Below are 21,222 nucleotides of genomic sequence, written 5' to 3'. Positions count from 1 at the left end.
TCAGATGTGCAAAGCGTGGCCGAGTGCGCGCAGCGCCGCTTCCTGCACGGCTTCGCCCAGCGTCGGGTGGGGGTGGATGGTGCCGGCGATGTCCTCGAGCGTGGCGCCCATTTCGATGGACTGCACGAACGCGATCGACAGTTCCGAGACCTGCACGCCGACGGCCTGCCAGCCGACGATGCGGTGATCGTCGGCGCGCGCGACCACGCGCACGAAGCCGTCGGTGGATTCGAGCGACATCGCCCGGCCGTTGGCCGCAAACGGAAACAGCGCGGTCTTGGCGTCGATGCCCTGGGCCTTGGCCTCGTCCGGCGACAGGCCGACGACGACGACTTCCGGATCGGTGAAGCACACCGCCGGAATCGCGGCCGGCACGAACCGGCGCTTCTTGCCGCTGACGATCTCGGCCACCAGTTCGCCCTGGGCCATCGCACGGTGCGCGAGCATGGGCTCGCCGGCGACATCGCCGATCGCCCAGACCTGGCGCATCGAGGTGCGGCACTGGTCGTCGATCTTGATCGCCTTGCCGGCGAGGTCGAGACCCAGCGATTCGAGGTTGAAGCCGTCGGTCTTCGGACGCCGGCCGACCGCGACCAGGATCTGATCGCCGTTGAGCGTGCGCTCGGTGCCGTCCGGGTCGCGCACGCGCAGCGCGCCGTCGTCCGACAGGCCCAGCACGCTGTGGCCGGTCAGCACCTGGACGCCGGACTTCTGCAGGTGGGTGGCGACCGGCTTGGTCAGTTCATTGTCGTAGGCGGGCAGGATGCGGTCCTGCGCCTCGACCACGGTGACTTCGCAGCCGAGCTTGCGGTAGACCGTGCCCAGCTCCAGGCCGATGTAGCCGCCGCCGACGACGATCAGGTGCTTGGGCAGTGCGGTCGGCGACAGCGCTTCGGTCGAGGAGATCACTTTGCCGCCGAACGGCAGGAACGGCAGTTCCACCGGCACCGAGCCGGTCGCCAGCAGCAGGTGCTCGCACTTGATGCGCAGGTTGCCGCCGTCCTCAGCGGCGCCGGCGACATCGACGGTCTTGCCGTCGACGATCGTCGCCCAGCCCTTGATGAGCTGCGCGCCGTTCTTCTTCAGCAGCGCGCCGACACCGCCGGTGAGCTTCTTGACGATACCGGCCTTCCATTCGACGGTCTTGGCCAGGTCGATCGTCGGCGCCTGCACGGTGATGCCGAGCGGCGAGGTGCCGCCGGCGAAGGCGGCGACCTTGGCGAATTCCTCGGCGGCATGGATCAGCGCCTTGGACGGGATGCAGCCGATGTTGAGGCAGGTGCCGCCCGGGTTCACGCCTTCGACGACGACGGTCTTGACGCCGAGCTGGCCGGCGCGGATGCCGGCGACGTAGCCGCCCGGGCCGCCACCGATGACCAGCAGCTGGGTTTCAATGGTCTTCGACATCAGACACTCACTCCACGAACAGCAGGGCAGGGGTTTCCAGGCGACGCCGGATCGCCTGTACGAACTCGGCCGCGTCCATGCCGTCGACGATGCGATGGTCGAACGACGAGGACAGGTTCATCAGCTTGCGCGCGACCACCTGGCCCTCCTTGAACATCGGCCGCTCGATGATGCGGTTGACGCCGACGATCGCCACTTCCGGATGGTTGATGATCGGCGTGGAGACCACGCCGCCCACCGGGCCGAGGCTGCTGATGGTGATGGTCGAGCCCGACAGTTCCTCGCGGGTGGCCTTGCCTTCGCGCACGGCCGTGGCCAGACGCGCGATCTCGCCGGCGGTCTGCCACAGGTCCAGCGACTCGGCATGCGCGACCACCGGCACCGACAGGCCCACCGCGCTCTGCGTGGCGATGCCGAGCTGCACGCCTTCATAGCGGGTGACGATGTTGGCTTCGTCGTCGAAGCGGGCATTCATCTGCGGGTAGTCGCGTGCGGCCAGGATCACTGCGCGGGCCAGCAGCGGCAGCAGGGTCAGCTTGCCGCGCTCCTTGCCCCAACGCGCGTTGAGCTGGGCGCGCAAGGCCTCGACTTCGGTAACGTCGATCTCTTCCACATAGGTGATATGCGGAATGGTCGACCACGACTGCTGCATCTTCTGCGCGATCTTGCGGCGCAGGCCCATGATCGGGATCTGCTGCTCGCCGGTGCGGCGCGCATAGCCGCCACCCGAGGCCGCGCCACCGACCGGCTGGGCTTTGCCGCCGGCCGCGGCATAGGCGTCGAGATCGGCCTGCAGGATGCGGCCGCCCGGGCCGGTGGCCGGCACATAGCGCAGCTCGATGCCCAGGTCCCAGGCGCGGCGGCGCACGGCCGGCGAGGCCAGCGGCTGTTCGCCGGCGGCGAGCACGCCGTTGGTCACCGCACCGCGCGTTTCGGACTTGGCGACCGGTGCCGGCGCGGCCGGCTTCGCAGACGCCGCGGGCTTGGGCTCGGCAGCCGGCGCGGGCTTCGGTGCCTCGACCTTCGGCGTGTCCGCCTTCGGTTCGGCCGGCTTGGCGGCCGGTGTCTCGGGCGCCGCCGCGCCGGCCTTCACATTGCCGGCGCCTTCGACTTCGAGCCGGATCAGTTCGCTGCCGACGGCCATCATCTCGCCGGGCTGACCGCCCAGCGAGACCACGGTGCCGGCGACGGGCGAGGGGATCTCGACCATCGCCTTGTCGGTCATGACCTCGGCCACGACTTCGTCCTCGGCGACGGTACCGCCGACCTCGACCTTCCAGGCGATCAGCTCGACTTCGGCGATGCCCTCGCCGATGTCCGGCATCTTGATGACGTGGTGTCCCATCGCTCAGTCCTCCAGCACGCGATGCATCGCGTCGATGACCCGGGCCGGACCCGGGAAGTAGTCCCATTCCTGCGCGTGCGGGTAGGGGGTGTCCCAACCGGTCACGCGCTCCACCGGCGCCTGCAGGTGGTAGAAGCAGTGCTCCTGCACCAAGGCGACGAGTTCGGCGCCGAAACCGCAGGTGCGGGTGGCCTCGTGCAGCACGATGCAGCGGCCGGTCTTCTTGACCGATGCGACGATCGCGTCGAGATCCAGCGGCCACAGGCTGCGCAGGTCGATGACCTCGGCGTCGATGCCGGCATCCTCGGCCGCGGCCTGCGCCACCCACACTGTGGTGCCGTAGGTCAGGATGGTGAGCGCCTGGCCTTCGCGCACGATGGCGGCCTTGTCCAGCGGCACCGAGTAGTAGCCCTCCGGCACCAGGTTGTCGGCATGCTTGGACCAGGCCACGACCGGTCGGTCGTGATGGCCGTCGAACGGGCCGTTGTACAGGCGCTTGGGCTCGAGAAAGATCACCGGATCGTCGTTCTCGATCGAGGCGATCAGCAGGCCCTTGGCGTCATAGGGGTTGGACGGCATCACCGTGCGCAGGCCGGCGACGTGGGCGAAGATCGCCTCCGGGCTCTGGCTGTGGGTCTGGCCACCGTAAATGCCGCCGCCGCAGGGCGTGCGGAACACCAGCGGCGAGGTGAACATGCCGTTGGAGCGATAGCGCAGGCGCGCCGCTTCGGAGACGATCTGGTCGTAGGCCGGGTAGATGTAGTCGGCGAACTGGATCTCGGCGACTGGGCGCAGGCCGTAGGCGGCCATGCCGATCGCCGCGCCGGCGATGCCGCTTTCGGAAATCGGCGCATCGAACACGCGCTGCTTGCCGTACTTGGCCTGCAGGCCGTCGGTGCAGCGGAACACGCCGCCGAAGTAGCCGACGTCCTCGCCGAAGATCACCACGTTGTCGTCGCGCTCGAGCATGACGTCCATCGCCGAACGCAGCGCCTGGATCATGGTCATCGGCGCGCTGCCGGTGGTCTGGAGTTCGGTTTCGCTCATCTCACACTCCCAACTGCTGGCGCTGGCGGCGAAGGTGGTCGGGCATGTCCTTGTAGACGTCGTTGAACATGTCGGCCGCGCCGGGACGGTTGTCGCTGCCGAGCAACCCGTGGGACTCGGCCTCCTTGAGTGCGCGCGAGATCTCGGCATCGAGTTCGCTGCGCACTTGCTCGTGCTGTTCGTCGCTCCACAGCCCGCGCTTGATCAGATGCCGCTTCAGGCGCTCGATCGGATCGCCAAGCGGGAAATGCTGGGCGTCGTCGGCGGGGCGGTACTTGGAGGGATCGTCGGAGGTCGAATGCGGACCGGCGCGATAGGTGACCCATTCGATCAGCGTCGAGCCCAGGTTGCTGCGCGCGCGCTCGGCGGCCCAGCGCGACGCGGCGTAGACGGCCAGCAGGTCGTTGCCGTCCACGCGCAGCGACGGAATGCCGTAGGCGGCGCCGCGCGCGGCGAAGGTGGTGTTCTCGCCGCCGGCGATCGCCTGGAACGTCGAGATCGCCCACTGGTTGTTGACGACGTTGAGGATCACCGGCGCGCGGTAGACGTGGGCGAACACCAGTGCGGCGTGGAAATCGCCCTCGGCGGTCGCGCCATCGCCGACCCAGGCGGTCGCGATCTTGGTGTCGCCCTTGATCGCCGACGCCATCGCCCAGCCCACGGCCTGGATGTACTGCGTGGTCAGGTTGCCCGAGATCGAGAAAAAGCCCGCGTCCTTGTACGAGTACATGATCGGCAGCTGGCGGCCCTTCAGCGGGTCGGCGGCGTTCGACAGGACCTGGCACATCATCTCGACCAGCGAGACCTCCTTGGTGATCAGGATGCCCTGCTGGCGATAGGTCGGGAACTGCATGTCGCCGTCGCGCAGCGCCAGCGTCTGGCCGACCGCGATGGCTTCCTCGCCCAGGCACTGGATGTAGAACGAGGTCTTCTTCTGGCGCTGGGCGATCAGCATGCGCGCATCGAACGCGCGGGTCTTGAGCATCGCGTGCATCGCGCGCAGCAGCACCGCATCGTCGATGTCGGCCGCCCACGGGCCGACCGCGTCGCCGTTGTCGTCGAGCACGCGGACCAGTTGCGTGGTCAGCGGTGCGGTCTGGCCAGCGGTCACGTCGAGCGCGGGTTTGTCGACCGCACCCGCCGGGCTGAGCTGCAGATAGGAGAAATCGGTGGCCTGGCCCGGGCGGGCACTGGGTTCGGGCACGTGCAACCGCAATGGAGCGGGCGTGGCCGGGGTCTGGGACGTGGACATGTCAGGAGCCTCGCTGGACATGGGACATGGAAGGACGGGCGTGCCGGCGGCGGGGGGCGTCGGCGAGAGCGCGGCCGATGCCCGGACGGGCGATCGACGCGAGGGGGCACGCGCGGGGCGCGTGCCGGGACGGGGCACAGGGCAAGAAACGCTTCTCCCGGTCGGGGCGGGCTCGGCCCGCGGCACTCAGGCGGGCGCGGCACGCCGCATTCCGCCAGGCGTGAAGTCTACGGTGCCGGTCGGCTATCGTAAATTTGTTTAATTCTGTATGAGGTATCGTCCAATCCGATACCGCACTGCTTTCGGAGCCTCCAATGCAGATTCCGGCCAACCTGTCATTGCGACAGTTGCGCTATTTCGCCGAGGCCGCTGAACTGGGCCAGTTCTCCCAGGCGGCGCGCAAGCTGCATGTCTCCCAGTCGGTGATCACGACCGCGGTCGCGCAGCTCGAGACGATGCTGGGGCTGCGCCTGTTCGACCGGATGCCGCACGGCGTCGCGTTGACCGCCGAGGGCCATCGGTTCCACCAGCACGTGCGTCATGTGCTGGACACGCTGCAGGATGCGCTCAGCGAGCCGACGCTGCTGGCCAACACGCTGGCCGGCACCGTGCGCGTTGGCGCCTCCTACACGGTGCTGGGCTACTTCCTGCCCAGCCTGCTGGCGCGGTTCAAGCGCTCGTATCCGCTGGTGGAGATCGACCTGATCGACATGGATCGGGCCGAGATCGAGCGCGGCGTCGGCGACGGCGACCTCGATCTGGGGCTGTGCATCATCTCCAACATGGTGGCGCCGCATGTTCTCAGGCGACAGACCCTGATCCGCTCGCGCCGCCAGTTGTGGCTGGCCGAATCGCATCCGTTGGCGCAGTTGCCGACGATCGGACCGGCCGATGTGGCGCCGTATCCCTACATCATGTTGAAAGTGGACGAGGGTGAGGCCTCGTCGATGCGCTACTGGCGATCGGTCGGGCATACGCCGAACGTCGCGTTCCGCACCTCGTCGCTCGAAGCCTTGCGCGGCCTGGTTGCCTATGGGTTCGGCGTCAGCATCCTGTCGGACATGGTCTACCGGCCCTGGTCACTGGACGGCCGCCGCATCGACGTCCGTACGCTCGAGGTGGCCGTGCCGCCGATGGAAGTGGGCCTGGTCTGGCGCCCCGACGATCCGTTATCGGCACCTGCGAACGCGCTGCACCAGTTCCTGGTCTTCGCCTGCGAGACCTGAGGCACGTCGCCGATGCCATAGCGTCGGGTTATGCATCACTGCGCAATCCGCAATGGAACCACGCGGAGAAGCTTGGGTATGCTCGATCGCGAGAAATACGAACGCGATTTCTCCGATCGGAGTCGCGAAACGGTTATCCGGGTCACGCGTTCGTGACCGGCGCCTGATCGCGCCATACATCGGATCCAGGGACCGGACCGTCGCTGCTTTGCTCAGTGCCCCGCGCCTCCCCCAAGACCGGGTTCTGTCCGTCCTTTCAGGGGTCACCCCCACTTGCCGAGACCGAACACCATGCGCAATCGCGTCGCCCGTCCCTCCCTGTTGTCGCTGGCCTGTACCGTCGGCCTGTTCGCCACTGGCGCGCCGGTTCTGTCCATCGCCCAGGACGCGCCCGAACCTGCGGCCGTCGCTCGCAGCACGCAGACTCTCGAGGTCGTGCAGGTCACCGCGCAGAAGCGCGTGGAGTCGCCCACTGAAATCCCGATGTCGATCAGCGTGCTGGGCGAGGAAGCGCTCGACCGTCTGCAGATCAACAACGTCAACAACCTGGCCGGTGTGATTCCCGGTCTGCAGGTCAACAACCTGGGCTGGCCCGGCCGCACGCAGGTGTCGCTGCGCGGCATCGTGCCGATGGGCAACACGGCCTCGACCGCGATCTACGTCGACGACATCCCGTTGACCCCCAATGGGTCGCTGTCGGGCGGCACGTCCGGCATGTTCGACCTGCTGCCCTACGATCTGCAGCATGTCGAAGTGCTGCGTGGTCCGCAGGGCACACTGTATGGCGCCAGTGCGCTGGGCGGTCTGGTCAAATATGTCACCCGTCGCCCCGAACTGGACTACTTCGAAGGCCGGGCCGGTGGCACGGTCAGCGTCATCGACGACGGCGGCCACGTGGGCTACGCCGGACGTGCGTCGATCAATGCGCCGCTGGCCGAAGGCACGCTGGCGATGCGCGCCAGCTACGCCGAGCAGGCGACGCCGGGCTGGATCGACAACACCGTGCTCCAACGCCGCGACACCAACGATGTGCGCCAGAAGGCGGGGCGTCTTTCACTGCTGTGGCAGCCGATCGACACGCTCGAGGTGGTGCTCAGCGCGATCACCCAGCAGAACCGCGCCGACAACCTCGGCGTGGTCTCGCTCGATCCGGTGACGCTCGAGCGCTCCCTGCCCGGATACGCCAGTGACTATCTGCTGCTGCAGCCGAGCACCATCGAGGCCGACGTCTATGGGCTGAGCATCGACTGGGATCTGGGCTGGGCCGACTTCAGTGCATCGAGCAGTTGGCTCGATTCGGACACCTGGCGCGTGCAGGACCTGTCGGCGGAGTACGTGCCGCTGCTCGGTGGTACACCCGGTCGCGGCCCGATGGCTTATGCCGCGCTCGACACCAGGATCGGCCTGCGCAAGTTCACCCAGGAAGTCCGGCTGACCTCCAAGAACACCGGCAGGCTGGCGTGGCAGATCGGCGCGTTCTACACCGACGAGGATGCCGACTACATCGAGTTCGGCGACATCATGAGCGTGGACATGACGCCGGTGGCCTCGCTGTTCACCGCCGACGTGCTGACCACGTATCGCGAGAAGGCGCTGTTCGGCAACACGACCTGGAAGTTCAGCGACCGCTTCGACCTGGCCCTGGGCCTGCGCCACGCGCGCAACGACCAGGTGTTCGACCAGAACCTGGGCGGTCTGCTGGGCGGTGGGCAGGCCTATACCGGCACCTCGTCGGAAAGCGTGACCACCTGGAGCGTCAGTCCGCGTCTGTTCTTCGGCCAGGACAGCATGGCCTATCTGCGGGCCGCCAGCGGCTATCGCGCCGGCAGTCCCAATCCGCTGATCGCCAATGCACCGAACGTGCCGCGCCAGGTCGGTGCCGACACGCTGGTCAACTACGAACTGGGGATCAAGCGCCATCTGTGGGACCGGCGTGCGCTGGTCGAGGCCGCGGTGTTCCGCATCGACTGGGAGGACATCCGCCTCAACCTGGTCACGCCGAGCGGTATTTCCTATGGCCTCAACGGCGGCACCGCGCGCAGCCAGGGCGTCGAGCTCAGCGGTTCGGTCGCCGCGACCGACGGCCTGCGCCTGAGCGGCGCATTGAGCTATACCGATGCCGAGCTGACCGCGTCGATTCCGGGGCAAGCACCGGCGGGCACGCCGCTGCCGCAGGTCCCGGAGTGGAGTGGCAGCGTGCAGGCGCACTACCAGTTTCCGACGCGAGGCGAGTGGGCCTGGAGCCTGGCCGGCGCCTTGCGCTACTACGGCAGCCGTCCGCTGTCGGTGGCGGCGTCGCAGTCGATCGAACTGTCCAGCTACAGCCTGCTCGACCTCAGCGCCGAACTGGGCAGCACCGATGCGTCGTTCCGCTTCTTCGTCAACAACGTCACCAACGAAGACACCTTCACCTCGGCCAGTCGGACCCTGTTCGGATCGGCGCGTCTGACGCGCTGGAACGGGGTGATGCTGCAACCGCGTACAGTCGGCGTCTCGTTCGATTACAGGTTCTGACCATGGCACAGGGACGGGCGAGACGAGGGTGGGCGAGGGCGTTGCTGGCGGGTGGACTGCTGGTCGCCGCGCAGGCGCAGGCGGTCGATTCCGATGCGGTGCGCGCGCTGGTGGCCGACCCCACGCACGCGTCTGCGCCCGGGTGTGCGGTCGCGGCATTCCGCGGTGGCGCGCCGGTCCTGTCGGTCTCGGCAGGCCTGGCCGACCTTGAGAGCGTGCGTCCGATCGACGCCCGCACGGTGTTCTACGCAGCCTCGGTGTCCAAGCAGTTCACCGCACTGGTGGTCGCGCAACTCGCGGTCGAGGGCACGATCGATCTCGACGCCGACGTGCGGCGCTACCTGCCCGAGTTGCCGGCGTATGCCCACACCGTGACCCCACGGATGTTGCTGCACCACACCGCCGGCGTGCCGGACTGGCTGATGCTCGCTGCGCTGTCGGGGGCGTCGGACTGGAGCACGCTCGATGCGCGCCAGATCATGGCGCTGATCACCGCGCAGCCGCAGACCGCGTTCGTGCCGGGAAGCCGCTACGCCTACTCCAACAGCGGCTATCGGCTGCTCGCCATGCTCGTCGAGCGGGTCACCGGCACGCCGTTCGCCGAGCGTGTCCGCACCCACGTGTTCGAGCCGCTGGGCATGCGCGAGGCCTTCGTTCTGGACGGTGCACGGCCGACGGGCCCGAACGTTGCGCACGGCTATGTTCCGGTCGGCGACGGCTTCGAGGTGCGCGACACGTATCCGCTGGTCTCCGGATCGGGCGGGGTGATGCTCAGCGTCGAGGATCTTGCGCGGTACGAGCACGACATCGAGGTCGGTCACCGGGTCTGGACTGCGCCGGTGCGTGCGCTGATGTGGACGCCCGCGCGGTTGTCCGACGGTGGCCTGTCCGGTGCGCCCGACGGCCTGGGCTATGCGGGGGGCCTGCGCATTGGGCAGCGCCTGGGCCAGCGCGTCATCCAGCACGCCGGCGGCGCCGAGGCTTTCCGCCTGCAGTACTTGCGCTTGCCCGATCGCGGACTTGCGGTCGCGGTGCTGTGCAACCGCGGCGACCGCGACCCGGTTCCGCTTGCCGATACAGTCGCGGCCATGCTCGAGGGGGACACGCTCTGGTCGCCGACCGCGCAGGCGGCGGCCCGTGTCGGCGACTACACGAATGCGGCGCTGTCGCTGCGCTACCGGATCGACGCGATCGAGGCGGGCGACCGCCTGCACGCGACAGTCTTCTCGCCGCTGACGCCGGCAGCCGGTGAACCCCAGGTGTTCCGACCCGACGATACCGGCGGCTACGTGGCCGAGGATCCGGTCCGGTCGATCCGGCTGCGCTTCCAGCCCGAGGGTGCCGCATTGCGGGTGTCGATGGGCGATGAAGTCGTCCGGCTGTTGCGGACGGCCAAATGACCGACGTCGTACAGCCCAGGCGTCGCAGGTGTTGGCTGCGCATCATGCTGGCGGGCATCGTGGCGCTGCCGCTGGTGCTGGGGCTGGCGCTGCACCTGGCGATCCGCAAGGGCAGCTGCAGCAGCGACGTACCGTTCGCCGCCGCGCTGCGTACTGCCGAGGTGGCGGGGCGGCGCGTGCAGTGGTCGCTGCTCGGCGATCCCGCAGACCGACGGCCCACGCTGGTGCTCATCACCGGGCTGGGCAGCGGACAGGCGACGTTCGCCGCCGTGCTCGAAGGCCTGGCGCGCCACGGCCCGGTGTTCGCCTTCGATCGGCCCGGCTACTGTGGCAGCGAACGCGCACCGGCCGGTCCGCGCGATGCCGACACGATGGCCGACGAGTTGCATGTGCTGTTGCGCCAGACTCAGGTCCGGCCGCCCTATGTCCTGGTCGGGCATTCGCTCGGTGGCTTGATCGCCGAGGCCTATGCCGCGCGCTATCCCGACGAGGTGGCGGCGCTGGTGTTCGACGATGCGCGGGCCTCGGATTTCATGCAGCGCTGCCGCGCCACGCTGAGCGCGGCGCGCTGCGCCGATCCCTGGTGGGTTAGGCCGGTGCTGGCGCTTGCGCCGACCCAGGCACGGGAGTTCGCAGCGCTGGAGGCCAGCGAGGCACAGGTGCGTGGCCTCACGCCACCTCGCGGTGTCCCTGCGCTGGTGCTGTCGGCAGGAGTACTCCGGCTGGGGGACGATGTCCGCGATGTCTGGCTCGACAGCCAGCGCGGTCTGGCGGCGCGTTACGGTGCACGCCAGATCACGTTCGAGGACAGCGAGCATTTCCTGCATACGCAGGCGCCCGACCGCTTCGTGTCGCTGGTCGGCAGCTTCGTCGATACGCTGCCGTCGCGCACGCCGCCCGAATCCACGCCTTAGCGGGCCTGACGCGGTCAGCCGATCGCCGGCGCCCCGCGCTCGCCCAGCGCGGTCACCAGTTGCGCCAGGAAGCCCTCGGTCAGACGCGACGGCGGGCGATCCTCCAGGAACATGCACTGCACCTTGAAACCGAGCGCCGGGGTGAGCGGCCGCGAGGCGAGGCCGTTGCCGCCGATCGCCCGCGCGGTGAACTCGTCGACGATCGACGGACCCGCTCCGCATCGGGTCAGGCCCGCCGCGATGTAGAAGGTCTGGTTGGAGACGACCTCGCGCACACGCACCTCCAGCCGCTGCAGTTCACGGTTGAACAGGTCGCCCAGCGGACCGCCGGTCGTCAGCCCGATCAGGTCGCGGTCCTGCAGCGCCTTGAGCGCGACGCGTTCGCCGACATCGGGCATGTCCTGCTCGCGGAACATCACCTCCAGTTCGCCATCGGCGAGCGTCCGCCGTTGCAGGCGCGGATGCGGCGGGGCGTCGTAACCGATCGCGATGTCGCAACTGCGCTCGTAGAGCGCACGGAACAGGTCGTCGTGGTGCAAGGTCTGCACCTCGAAGGTGACCTGGGGATGCTGCATCCGGAAGCGTGCGATCGCCAGCGGCGCCACGGCTAGTCCCAGCGACGGCACCACGGCCAGCCGGATATGTCCGTCGGTCAAAAAACGCAGCTTGCCGGCCGCCTTCTGCAGCGACGTCAGGCGCCGGAAGACCTCCGCCGCCTCGATGGCCAGTGCGTGCGCTTCGTCGGTCGGCACTAGACGCCCGCGGACCCGTCGGAACAACGCGATGCCCAGCCGTTGCTCGGTGTGCTGGAGCACCTTGCTCAGGGCGGGCTGCGAGACGTGCAGTGCGCGCGCGGCGCCGCTGATCGAGCCGATGGTGTAGATCGCGTGGAAGACTTCGATCTGGCGAAAGCGCATGGGCGGGTCTGGACTTGCGTGACGGCGCATCGTGCGCGCGGGGAACCGATGGTTCAGCGGACGTGCGCCACCGGAGCGTCAGCCGGCTGCAGGCACGGCGCCGGGGAGGAGGGCGCGCTGGCGCCGGGGCTGCGCAGGCCGCCGCCCACAGCTGGGGCGATGTCGGCTGCAGCAGGCCGCCAACGAAGCTTACGCCGCCGAGATGATCCTCGCGCAACCAGAGCGGTCCGTCGAGGTCGATGAAGCGCGCGTGCCGGGCCACATGCAGCGCCGGCGCGATCGCCAGCGACGAGCAGCCCATGCAGCCGACCATGATGTCGAACCCTTGCGCCTGCGCTGCGTCCAGCAGCGACAGCGCACCGGTCAGGCCACCGGTCTTGTCGAGCTTGATGTTCACTACCTGGTAGAGCCCGCGCAGGCGGGGCAGGTCGGTGGCGACGTGGCAGGATTCATCCGCGCACAGCAGGGCGGCCGAGTCGAAGCCCGCAAGCTGCGCGTCTTCGCCGGCAGGCAACGGCTGCTCCACCAACTCCACCCGGGCCTCGGCGAGCACCGGCTGCATCGCCTGCAGCAGCGCCAGCGTCCAGCTCTCGTTGGGATCGACCATCAGCCGCGCTAGTGGCGCTGCCTCGCGCACCGCACGGATCAGGCGCGCGGGATCGTCGGCGCCGACTTTGATCTTGAGCAGGTCGAGATGCGCGTGCCCACGTGCGGCGCTGGCCATGCGCTCGGCCGTATCCAGGCCGATGGTCTGTGCGCTCGGCAGGCAGGGCGGGGCGGTCTGCCCGAGCAGCGTGGCGACCGACGCGCCGCGGCGCTGCGATTCCAGGTCCCACAGCGCGGCATCGACCGCATTGCGTGCCGCGCCCGGCGGCAGCATCCGCTGCAGCTGCGCCCGATCGATTCCACGAGGCGCGGCCCGGGTCAGCGTCTCGATCTGTGCCAGGACCGATGCGGTCGTTTCCCCGTAACGGGCATACGGCGTGGACTCGCCGCGACCGACGTGGTCGCCATCGCGGACATGGACCTCGACGACCTCGGCCGTGGTGCGCAAGCCGCGCGAGATGCGAAAGGGAACGGCCAGCGGCCAACTGCGCGGGTGTGCACTCAACCAGGACAGCATGCGAGCACCTTGTCGATGATGGCGGCGGCGCCGTGGCGCAGGGGATCGCAGGTCGGCAAAGCGAAGGCCTGCTCGGTGTCGCGGCACAAGCGCAGTGCCTCGGCATCGGACAGGGCACTGGTATTGAGGGCGATGCCTGCCGCCTGCACGCGGGGATTGGTCAGGCGTGCCGCCGCGAGGTTTGCTTCGAGCGTGATGGCCAGGTCCGGTGGGGCCATGTGTGGCAGGCCGCGCATGTGCTGGCGTCCTGGCGTATGGCACAGCACCAGTGCGTCGGGCTGGGCGCCATGCAGCAGCCCGAGCGCGACCCCGGCGAACGACGCGTGGAACAGCGAGCCCTGGCCCTCGATGACGTCCCAACCGCCGTCATCGCGCGCGGGCGACAATGCTTCGACGCCCCCGAAATGAAGTCGGCGACCAGCGCGTCGATCGCAATGCCACGACCGGCGATGAGAATCCCGGTCTGGCCGGTTGCACGAAAGTCGGCCGGGACGCCACGTGCGCGCAACGCCGCTTCGAGAACGAGCGCGGTGACCATCTTGCCGGTGGAGCAGTCGGTACCGACCGTCAGCAGGCGCCGGCCTTCGCGCTTGCGCCCGGTTCCGACCGGCAGGTCGGGCGGTGGCATCCGGACTTCGAACAGGCGTCTGCCGTGGCGCTGCGCAGCGGCAGCGATCGACGGGTGCGCGGCCAGGCGCTCGTGCAAGCCGGATGCGACATCGAGCCCGGCCCGAGCGCGGCAACGATGTCGTCAACCATGGTCGGCGACAGCCGGCCGCCCGCACTGGCGAGGCCGACGACCAGTGTCCTGACGCCCGCGGCGTGCGCGTGCACGAAGTCCATATCCGGCAGTCCGACCGTCGTGCGGCATTGGGGCCCACGGAACTGGCCGGCACACCACTGCGGGCGGAACTGCGCGAGACCTCGCGCGGTCTTGGCGGCCAGGTCGTCGGCGGCATCGCCCAGATAGAGCAGGAACGGCGGGGCCCAGGCGCCGGGCGCGTTGGACTCGAGGGACATCAAGCGCAGGCTCCTGGGCAGTTCCGGATCACCCGACCATCTTCAGTGGCGTGCGCACAGCCGGCTATTGAATTGGCGCTGCCAATCCATAGCCCCAGCTTATGGGCATGCGCGGCGCGCGTTCAGCCCGCTCCGGTCGGTGAGGACGGCAGCACGCTGCCATCGAACGCCCGGCGCCGCCGGGTCCACAGCTCGCGACCCGCGTAGAGCAGCAGTGGCACGACATAGGTGGACAGAATCGCGTACGCCAACAGGCGATAGCCCTGCGCGATCAGCGATACCAGCCCAATCGCGTCGGCCATGACCACCGCGCCGAGCAGGAGCGCGGCGATGATCCCCGCGCGCAGCAGCGGGCCCGGCTCGCGGCCGGTCCGCTCCTGCCAGTGAATCAGGATGCGTCGGTCGACCGATGCCATCAGCGCCACACCGGTCTCGACCAGGGCCACCAGGATCATCAGCCGGAACAGCCAGTGGAACCAGGGCATGCCCAGTTGGCCCAGCATCAGATCCGACGGCAGCGGCGCATCGGCGACCCCGGGCAGGAAAGCCAGCATGCACAGGTAGAAGATCATCGCCGGCAGAATCGCCAGCGGACCGGCCAGTGCGCCAGCGACCACGGCATCGCGGCGCCCCAGCATGTGCCGCACGACCAGCAATGCCGACACCGCTGCGAACACGTTGTAACCGGCGTAGGTCAGCCCGTCGAGCGCCCAGCGCGCCTCGGGCGGGCCGGCGCTCGACAGCGCCGACATCGATGCGCCACCGAAGCGCATCAGAATCAGGCATGCCGCCAGCGCGTAGACCAGGTACATGAAGATCGACATCAGCTTGAACAGGCGCTCGACGGCATTCGCACCGGCCTGCACCACCAAGGTGATCACGACCACCAGCAGCAGCGTGCCGACGATGCGCGGCCAGGCGAACATGCTCGACGCCAGTTCGCCGGCAGCCGCACCGAACACCGCCAGCACCACGACGATCAGGGCCAGGTAGGCGATCTCGAACGTCCACCAGCCACGACCGAGCAGATGCCGGAAGAAGCTGCGGTAGTCGTAAGCGCGGATCTGCTGGGCAAGCAGGAACGTCAGCGCGCACACGACGCTCCACACCACCATCGACAGCGTGATGGCCGCCAGGCCGCCCCAAGGCCCCGACGGCAGGAAGAACTCAGCCAGCTCGCGACCGGTGGCGTAACCGCCACCGATCACTGCGGACTTGAAGGCCAGGCCCGGCAGCAGAAACCGCTGGAACCGGCTGGCCTGGGCCGTCATGGCGTCGCGGCCTTGGGCAGGAACAGATAGTAATCGCGCACGGTCCGGGCGATCTCGGCGATGACGCGCTCGCGATCGCTCCGCGGCGCCGAGCTTCCCTTGACGAACGCCGAGATCACCACCTGGCTGCCGTCAGGCAGAGTGACCACGCCCACGTCGTTGACCGTGCCGCCCAATGTGCCGCTCTTGTCGGCCACCACCGTGCCGGCCGGCATGCGGCCGCGCAGGCGGTCGCCGCAGGTGCGGCAGCGTTCCATCACCTGGATCAGCGTCTGCGTGCTGTCGGCGCTCAGGGCCTCGCCCTTGAACAGGCGCGTCAACAGCGTCGACATCGCGCGCGGGGTCGAGGTATCGCGAGGATCGGCATCGAAGGCACGATTGGCTTGCTGGCTGCGCGCCAGCAGCGCCGGGTCCTTCGCCAGTTCGGCCACACCGGCCTTGGTCAGCGGTCCGGCCTCGCGGATGCCGTAGAAGCCGAGCAACAGATCACGCGTGTTGCGGTCCACACGTTGGCCTTCGACCCCTTGCGCGCGCAGCCAGGCGGTCACCGCCGCCGGGCCACCCGCCTGCGCGACCAGCACATCGGTAGCGGTGTTGTCGCTCTGGGTCAGCATCACCTCGAGCAGATTATGGATCGACAGGCTCAGCCCTTCGTGGATGAAGCGGTCGGCAATCACCTCCGAGTCCACGTGCATCGCCATGGGCACCGGCACCATCGTCGTCAGCGCCAGCTCGCCCGCATCCACCTTCGCCAGCACTGCCGCGGCGACCGCGACCTTGAACGTACTGGCCATCGGGAACGCGTCGTCGGGGTTGAGATGCACTTGCGGGCCAGCGCCGTCCAGGCGCCAGGCCGAGACACCGACGGTGCCGTCGACCTGCGTGGCCAGGCGGGCGACTTCGGTTTCGACCGGGGTGGCCGGTGCGGCCTCGGCCGACACCGCGCCCAGGCCGAAGACGCCGACCAGACATGCGGTCAGGCTCAGGGTCAGGGATCGGTTCTTCATGACAGGCAGGCCTCCACAAGGTGATTGAATTTGCCATCGTTTCGCATCGGATCGCCGGCCGGCAGTCCGAGACGCGCGGTGATATCCGCGCAGAGCGCGTCGACATCCGCAGCGTCCATGCCCTGCGTGTTGAGGCTCACGCCGATGCAGCGAATCGCCGGGTTGGTGCGGCGCCCCAGACGCACGGTCAGATCGATGACCTCTTCGATCGACGGCAGCGGATAGTCCGGATATCCGAGCGTATGCGCGCGGTCGGGCTGGTGGCAGACCACGAAGACGTCCGGCTGGCTTCCGTGCAGCAGACCCAGGCTGACGCCAGCGTAGGCGGGATGGAACAGCGACCCCTGGCCCTCGATGACGTCCCAGTGCCCGTCGGCGGCATCGGGGCTCAGGAGCTCGGCGGCGCCTGCGGAGAAGTCCGCGACCACGGCGTCCATCGCAATCCCCTGGCCGGCAATCAGGATCCCGGTCTGGCCACTGGCCCGGAACGTGGCGTCGACGCCGCGCTCGCGCAGGCCGCGCGCCAATGCGAGCGCGGTGTACTTCTTTCCGAGCGCGCAGTCGGTGCCGACTGTCAGAACGCGCTTTCCGCTGCGCTTGCGGCCGGTGCCCACGGGCAGGCCGCGGGGCGGCACACGCACATCGATCAACTGGCGTCCCAGTCGCGACGCGGTCTCGGCCAGTTCCGGGATATCACCGAGCCGCTGATGAAGCCCGCTGATCAGATCCAGCCCTTGTTCGAGCGCGTCGACCAGGGCCGGTACCCAGTCGGCAACGAGCACGCCGCCGCGGTTGGCCACGCCGATCACCACGGCCCGGGCGCCGGCGGCGTATGCCTGCGCCGGGGTCATGGCGGGCAAGCCGGTACTGACCGTGCCTCCGGGCAGGCGCCACTCGGCAACGCACAACTCGGGTGCCCAGTCGCGCAAGCCGATCGCGGTCTTGGCGAAGCCGACCTCAGTGGTGTCGCCGAGAAACAGCAGGTAGGGCTGGGGCAGTGCGGCGAGGGCGTGGGTCGCGCTGGGGGAAGAAGACGTCATGGAGACTCCATCGATGAAGCAGTCAGGTGGGGAAGGCGGCACGCCGGCGCTGACCGGTGTGCTGCAGGCAGAGGGGCGACGCGGCAAAGGCCGCCGTCGCGATCACGCAGCGGCGTCCTGCCTCGCCGGTCGGGCAAGGTCGTGCGGGGCGCGCGTGCGTCCGCCCGGTCAGGCGGCGCGGGCGCAGGGGATCAGAAGCGGTAGTCGATCGACACGCCGATCGTGCGCGGCTGCAGCGGCACGCCGACCACCGCGACGTCCTGGTTGAACACGTCGCGCACCAGCCCGGTCGACACGTAGGCGCGCTCATCGGTCAGGTTGCGGGCGTACAGCCGCGCGGTCCAGCGCAGGTTGGTCAGCTCGGCATGCAGGTCGATCGCCCGATAGCGCTCGATCTCGTAGCCGCCGTCGCCGACGCGGCTGCCGGTGAAACGGAAGCCGCCGCCGACGCGCCCGTGCCATTGCGGGCCGGCCTCGAAGTCGTAGTCCACGGTGCTCGACCAGCTCAGGCGCGGCGTCAGCGGCATGCGGCTGCCCGACTCCAGGCCGCTCTCCGGCGGCACTTCGCCCACTTCGGAATCGGTGTAGGCGGCATTGAACCCGACGGTCAGCCGATCGGTCGCGCGGACCATCGTCGCCAACTCCAGGCCCTGGCTCTTCGCGCTGCCGGCGTTGCCGAGCCGCGAGATGCCGTTGACGGTCTCGCGCAGTTGGATGTCGTCCCAGTCGATACGGAACGCGGCGACGTCGATCATCGCGCGCCGGTCCCAGAAGTGCGACTTGTAGCCCAGCTCGAAGTTGCCCAGCGTGTCGGAGCGCGTCATCGGCACCGAACCGGTCACCGAGACGTTCGGGCCGCCGGGCCGATAGCCGGTGGCATAGCGCGCATAGAGCATCGAGCGGTCGTCGAGATGCCAGCGCGTGGCGAGCTTCCAGGTGAACACGTTCTCGTCGATGGAATCGACCAGGTCGAGCGTGCCGCCATACAGCGCGCCGGTGGTGTGCTGCTCGAAATCCTGTTCGTTGCGCGCATAGCGCAGGCCGGCCGAGACGTCGAAGCGCGGGCTGAACTTGTAGGTCGCATCGGCGAACAGCGCCTGCTCGTCGTAGCGACCGGGCAAGGTGCCGGACGCGGCATTGAACGGCAGCGGATTGCCGCTGCTGTCGTAGGGGAGGACCGTCTGGCTGTTGGCGTGCTTCTCGCCGGTGAAGAAGGTGCCGACAAGCCATTCGAAGCGATCGTCCGCCTTGGAGCTGAGCCGGAACTCCTGCGTCCACTTGCGATTGCCCAGGTAGATGTCGAACTGCGCCTGGCCGGCCGGGATGGCGCCACCGGTCAGCAGCGGCCAGGCGACGCCATAGACCAACGTGGAATCCTGGGTCTCGTCCATGTGCGTCTCGGAGAAGCTGGTCGCCGACACGAAATCCATGCTGCCCAGGTCCCAGTCGAGAATCGCCGAGTGGTAGTTGGTCTCCATGCGGTAGGGCGTGGGCCGGAACAGGATGCCGTCGAGCTCGCCGCGCAACGGCTCGAGCGTCGTCGGGCTCAGGCCGACCTGGCCGGTGTTGTCCGCGTCGACCAACTGATGCAGCGTCTGCAGGCGCAGATTCACGTTGTCGGTGAGACGCCAAGTCAGCGCCACGCGCGAGGCGAGCTGGGTGTAGCCATTGCTGTCCTTGGCGTCGTCGCCGCTTAGGTCGGGCTGGTCGACGTAGCCGGGCGTCACCTGCCTGGAGAAGCTCGCACGCAGGCCGACGCGTCCTTCGACGATCGGCGCATTCATCGCCGCGCGCAGGCCGATGCCCAGATCGCCCGCCTCGTGGGTGCTGTTGACGTCCATGCCGGCGCGGAACTCGATCACGTCCGGGTCGGCTGCCTTGGTGATGTACTTGAACAGCCCGCCCATCGCGCCGGCGCCGTACAGCGTGCCTTGCGGGCCACGCAGCACTTCCACGCTCTGGATGTCGTAGGGCAGCAGGTCCAGCGCATAGGTCGTCGCACGCTGCTTGTTGGTACTGGGGCCGATCGGCGTGTCGTCGATGTAGGTGCCGATGATTGAGCCGCCGCCGAGCGGGGCCACGCCGCGCAGGGCCATCGTGGTCTGGCCTGGAGCGCCGCCGCTGTCGACCTGGAAGCCGGGCACATAGGCAGCAAAGTCGGTGAGCCGGGTCGCGCCGAATGCCTCGAGGCGCTCCTCGCTGATCACGCTGACGCCCGAGGCCACCTCCATGACGTTCTCGCTACGCTTCTGCGCGGTGGCGACCACGCGGTCGAGCTCCACCGCGTCGGGCGCCTGGCGGACGGTGTCGTTCTCCGCGGCCTGCGCAAACACCTGGGGGACCTGGCCGGCGCAACACATGGCCAGCGTGGTGGCGAGGATCGAAGGTTTCATCGTGCGCATGCCGGGCTCCGCAATGGGCGTGATCAGGTGGGAAGAACGATCGGCTTCCAGGTCTGGCCGAGCAGACGCCGGAAATTGCCGCCGAGGATCTGGCGAATGTGTCCGTCGCTGTAGCCGCGACGGATCAGGACCTCGACGAGGTCGTAGGTTTTGCGAGGATGATCGAAACCGTCGGTATCGATTCGCTCGCGGAATGCGTAGCTGGCCTTGTAACCGGCGCGCAGCGCAGCGCCCTGGTCGCCGGGCATGTCGTCGTAACCGTGCAGGTCGGCATCCGAGCCGATACCGACATGGTCGATGCCCGCCAGCTTCACGACATGGTCGATGTGGTCGACCATGTGCTCGATCGTCGTGGGCTCGCGGTCGCGCACGAACATGCGCACGCCGGTGATCCCCATGACCCCGCCCTTGGCCGCGAGCTTGCGGATCGCCTCGTCGGTCTTGACCCGCGGGTGATCGTTGAGTGCGCGGCAGTTGGAATGCGTGATCGCGACCGGGCGCGGCGACAGCTCGATCGTGTCGAGCGTGGTGCGGTCACCGCAGTGGGAGACGTCGATCAGCATGCCCGACGCGTTCATCGCCTCGATGATCTGCACGCCGAAATCGCTGACGCCGCCGTCGACCCGGTCGGTCGCGCCTGAGCCGAGCAGGTTTTGGGCGTTGTAGGTGAGCTGGGCGCAGCGCATCCCCAGGCGATAGAACAGGGCGACATCGTCCGGCGTGCGGAAGTGCTCGGCGTTCTGCACACCGATCATCACCGCGACCTTGCCGTCGGCCTTGGCCCGGTCGAGGTCTTCCGCCTCGCCGACCAGAGTGAACACGTGGCTGTTGCGACCGACGAAGCCATTCCATGCGGCCATGTACTGGAGCGTGTCCTGGAACGCGTTGGGCCCGCCGAGTCCGACCGCGTGATGGAGCGCGGTGATGCCGCTGGCGCGCATGTCGGCCGCGTCCTTCTCGCTGATCCGGATGGCCGGGTACTCGGGGCGGAAGTCGAGCTTGATCACGCCGAGCATGTCGATGACCAGCGACTCGCGGACCAGATCGATCGCACGCGTGGAGTAGGCGGTCGTGGCACCGGGCACCACGGCATGGCGGCCGCGCGCGATGGTGGGAAACGCGATCGCGCCTGCGGCCAGGGCGGCCACACCGCCGAGCAGTCGCCGGCGGGTCAGGGCAGGGGTCCGCGGTGCGGTGGACATGACGTTCCTCTTGCGATAATCCCGTTACGGGAATATTTATCCTGATCGGAGAATTGTCAAGGAATATCAGGACGCATTGTCCTGAATTTGCGCTGCACTGCAGCATGGCTGCTGGCGAGCGGCGGCATACGCGCT

15 protein-coding genes and 1 pseudogene are annotated in these 21,222 nt (G+C 68.6%); 5 read left to right on the top strand and 11 right to left on the bottom strand.

All coding sequences use genetic code 11. From position 1 onward, the window contains the following. The 4 genes from BEN78_14990 to BEN78_14975 are packed head-to-tail and all read right to left on the bottom strand — an operon-like array spanning position 1 to position 5,051. The gene (locus BEN78_14990; GenBank protein ID ASR44474.1) at positions 1-1,407 is read right to left on the bottom strand and encodes a dihydrolipoyl dehydrogenase; all 1,407 of its coding nucleotides are present in this window, start codon (positions 1,405-1,407) and stop codon (positions 1-3) included. 7 nt (positions 1,408-1,414) lie between these two features. After that, positions 1,415-2,752 carry a branched-chain alpha-keto acid dehydrogenase subunit E2 gene (locus tag BEN78_14985; protein ASR44473.1) on the bottom strand — a complete coding sequence of 446 codons (1,338 nt, stop codon included), beginning with the start codon at positions 2,750-2,752 and terminating at the stop codon, positions 1,415-1,417. Between the two features lie 3 nt (positions 2,753-2,755). Further along, positions 2,756-3,799 (bottom strand): 2-oxoisovalerate dehydrogenase, encoded by a 1,044-nt coding sequence (locus BEN78_14980; GenBank protein ASR44472.1) that lies wholly within the window; start codon positions 3,797-3,799, stop codon positions 2,756-2,758. Position 3,800: 1 nt separating this feature from the next. Next, the gene (locus BEN78_14975; protein ASR44471.1) at positions 3,801-5,051 is read right to left on the bottom strand and encodes a 2-oxoisovalerate dehydrogenase; all 1,251 of its coding nucleotides are present in this window, start codon (positions 5,049-5,051) and stop codon (positions 3,801-3,803) included. 314 nt (positions 5,052-5,365) lie between these two features. Here BEN78_14975 and BEN78_14970 point away from each other — a divergent pair, with 314 nt between their 5' ends. The 4 genes from BEN78_14970 to BEN78_14955 all read left to right on the top strand — a co-directional run bounded on the left by BEN78_14970 (position 5,366) and on the right by BEN78_14955 (position 11,105). Then, positions 5,366-6,277 (top strand): LysR family transcriptional regulator, encoded by a 912-nt coding sequence (locus tag BEN78_14970; GenBank protein ID ASR44470.1) that lies wholly within the window; start codon positions 5,366-5,368, stop codon positions 6,275-6,277. Between the two features lie 291 nt (positions 6,278-6,568). After that, complete coding sequence (locus tag BEN78_14965) at positions 6,569-8,791, top strand: hypothetical protein (protein ID ASR44469.1); 2,223 nt, start codon at positions 6,569-6,571, stop codon at positions 8,789-8,791. A gap of 41 nt (positions 8,792-8,832) precedes the next feature. Beyond that, positions 8,833-10,191 (top strand): hypothetical protein, encoded by a 1,359-nt coding sequence (locus BEN78_14960; protein ID ASR44468.1) that lies wholly within the window; start codon positions 8,833-8,835, stop codon positions 10,189-10,191. A gap of 44 nt (positions 10,192-10,235) precedes the next feature. After that, positions 10,236-11,105: a hypothetical protein gene (locus BEN78_14955; GenBank protein ID ASR44467.1), complete on the top strand. Its 870-nt coding sequence runs from the start codon at positions 10,236-10,238 to the stop codon at positions 11,103-11,105. 14 nt (positions 11,106-11,119) lie between these two features. Here BEN78_14955 and BEN78_14950 read toward each other — a convergent pair whose 3' ends face one another. Further along, complete coding sequence (locus BEN78_14950; GenBank protein ID ASR44466.1) at positions 11,120-12,022, bottom strand: hypothetical protein; 903 nt, start codon at positions 12,020-12,022, stop codon at positions 11,120-11,122. Positions 12,023-12,224: 202 nt separating this feature from the next. Here BEN78_14950 and BEN78_14945 point away from each other — a divergent pair, with 202 nt between their 5' ends. Next, positions 12,225-12,641: a hypothetical protein gene (locus tag BEN78_14945; GenBank protein ASR44465.1), complete on the top strand. Its 417-nt coding sequence runs from the start codon at positions 12,225-12,227 to the stop codon at positions 12,639-12,641. A gap of 488 nt (positions 12,642-13,129) precedes the next feature. On the opposite strand, the pseudogene BEN78_14940 reads toward BEN78_14945, so the two are convergent. From BEN78_14940 to BEN78_14915, 6 genes and pseudogenes are all read right to left on the bottom strand, one after another. Then, positions 13,130-14,165, bottom strand: a pseudogene (locus BEN78_14940) (EBNA-1 nuclear protein). 122 nt (positions 14,166-14,287) lie between these two features. Then, the gene (locus BEN78_14935; GenBank protein ID ASR44464.1) at positions 14,288-15,436 is read right to left on the bottom strand and encodes a hypothetical protein; all 1,149 of its coding nucleotides are present in this window, start codon (positions 15,434-15,436) and stop codon (positions 14,288-14,290) included. Then, the gene (locus BEN78_14930; GenBank protein ID ASR45172.1) at positions 15,433-16,386 is read right to left on the bottom strand and encodes a hypothetical protein; all 954 of its coding nucleotides are present in this window, start codon (positions 16,384-16,386) and stop codon (positions 15,433-15,435) included. The genes BEN78_14935 and BEN78_14930 overlap by 4 nt, the downstream gene beginning before the upstream one ends. A 53-nt stretch (positions 16,387-16,439) precedes the next feature. Continuing rightward, complete coding sequence (locus BEN78_14925; GenBank protein ASR44463.1) at positions 16,440-17,483, bottom strand: EBNA-1 nuclear protein; 1,044 nt, start codon at positions 17,481-17,483, stop codon at positions 16,440-16,442. A 191-nt stretch (positions 17,484-17,674) separates the two neighbouring features. After that, on the bottom strand, positions 17,675-19,885 hold the full coding sequence (locus tag BEN78_14920; GenBank protein ID ASR44462.1) for a hypothetical protein: 2,211 nt from the start codon (positions 19,883-19,885) through the stop codon (positions 17,675-17,677). Between the two features lie 23 nt (positions 19,886-19,908). Then, entirely contained in the window at positions 19,909-21,087 is a 1,179-nt protein-coding gene (locus BEN78_14915) for a dipeptidase (protein ID ASR44461.1), read from the bottom strand. Between the last annotated feature and the right edge of the window lie 135 nt (positions 21,088-21,222).

It is taken from the genome of Xanthomonas citri pv. mangiferaeindicae (assembly GCA_002240395.1).
Lineage (GTDB): Bacteria > Pseudomonadota > Gammaproteobacteria > Xanthomonadales > Xanthomonadaceae > Luteimonas > Luteimonas citri_A.
The sequence above is the reverse complement of the archived record's forward strand: the minus strand, read 5'-3'. Positions and strand labels throughout refer to the sequence as shown.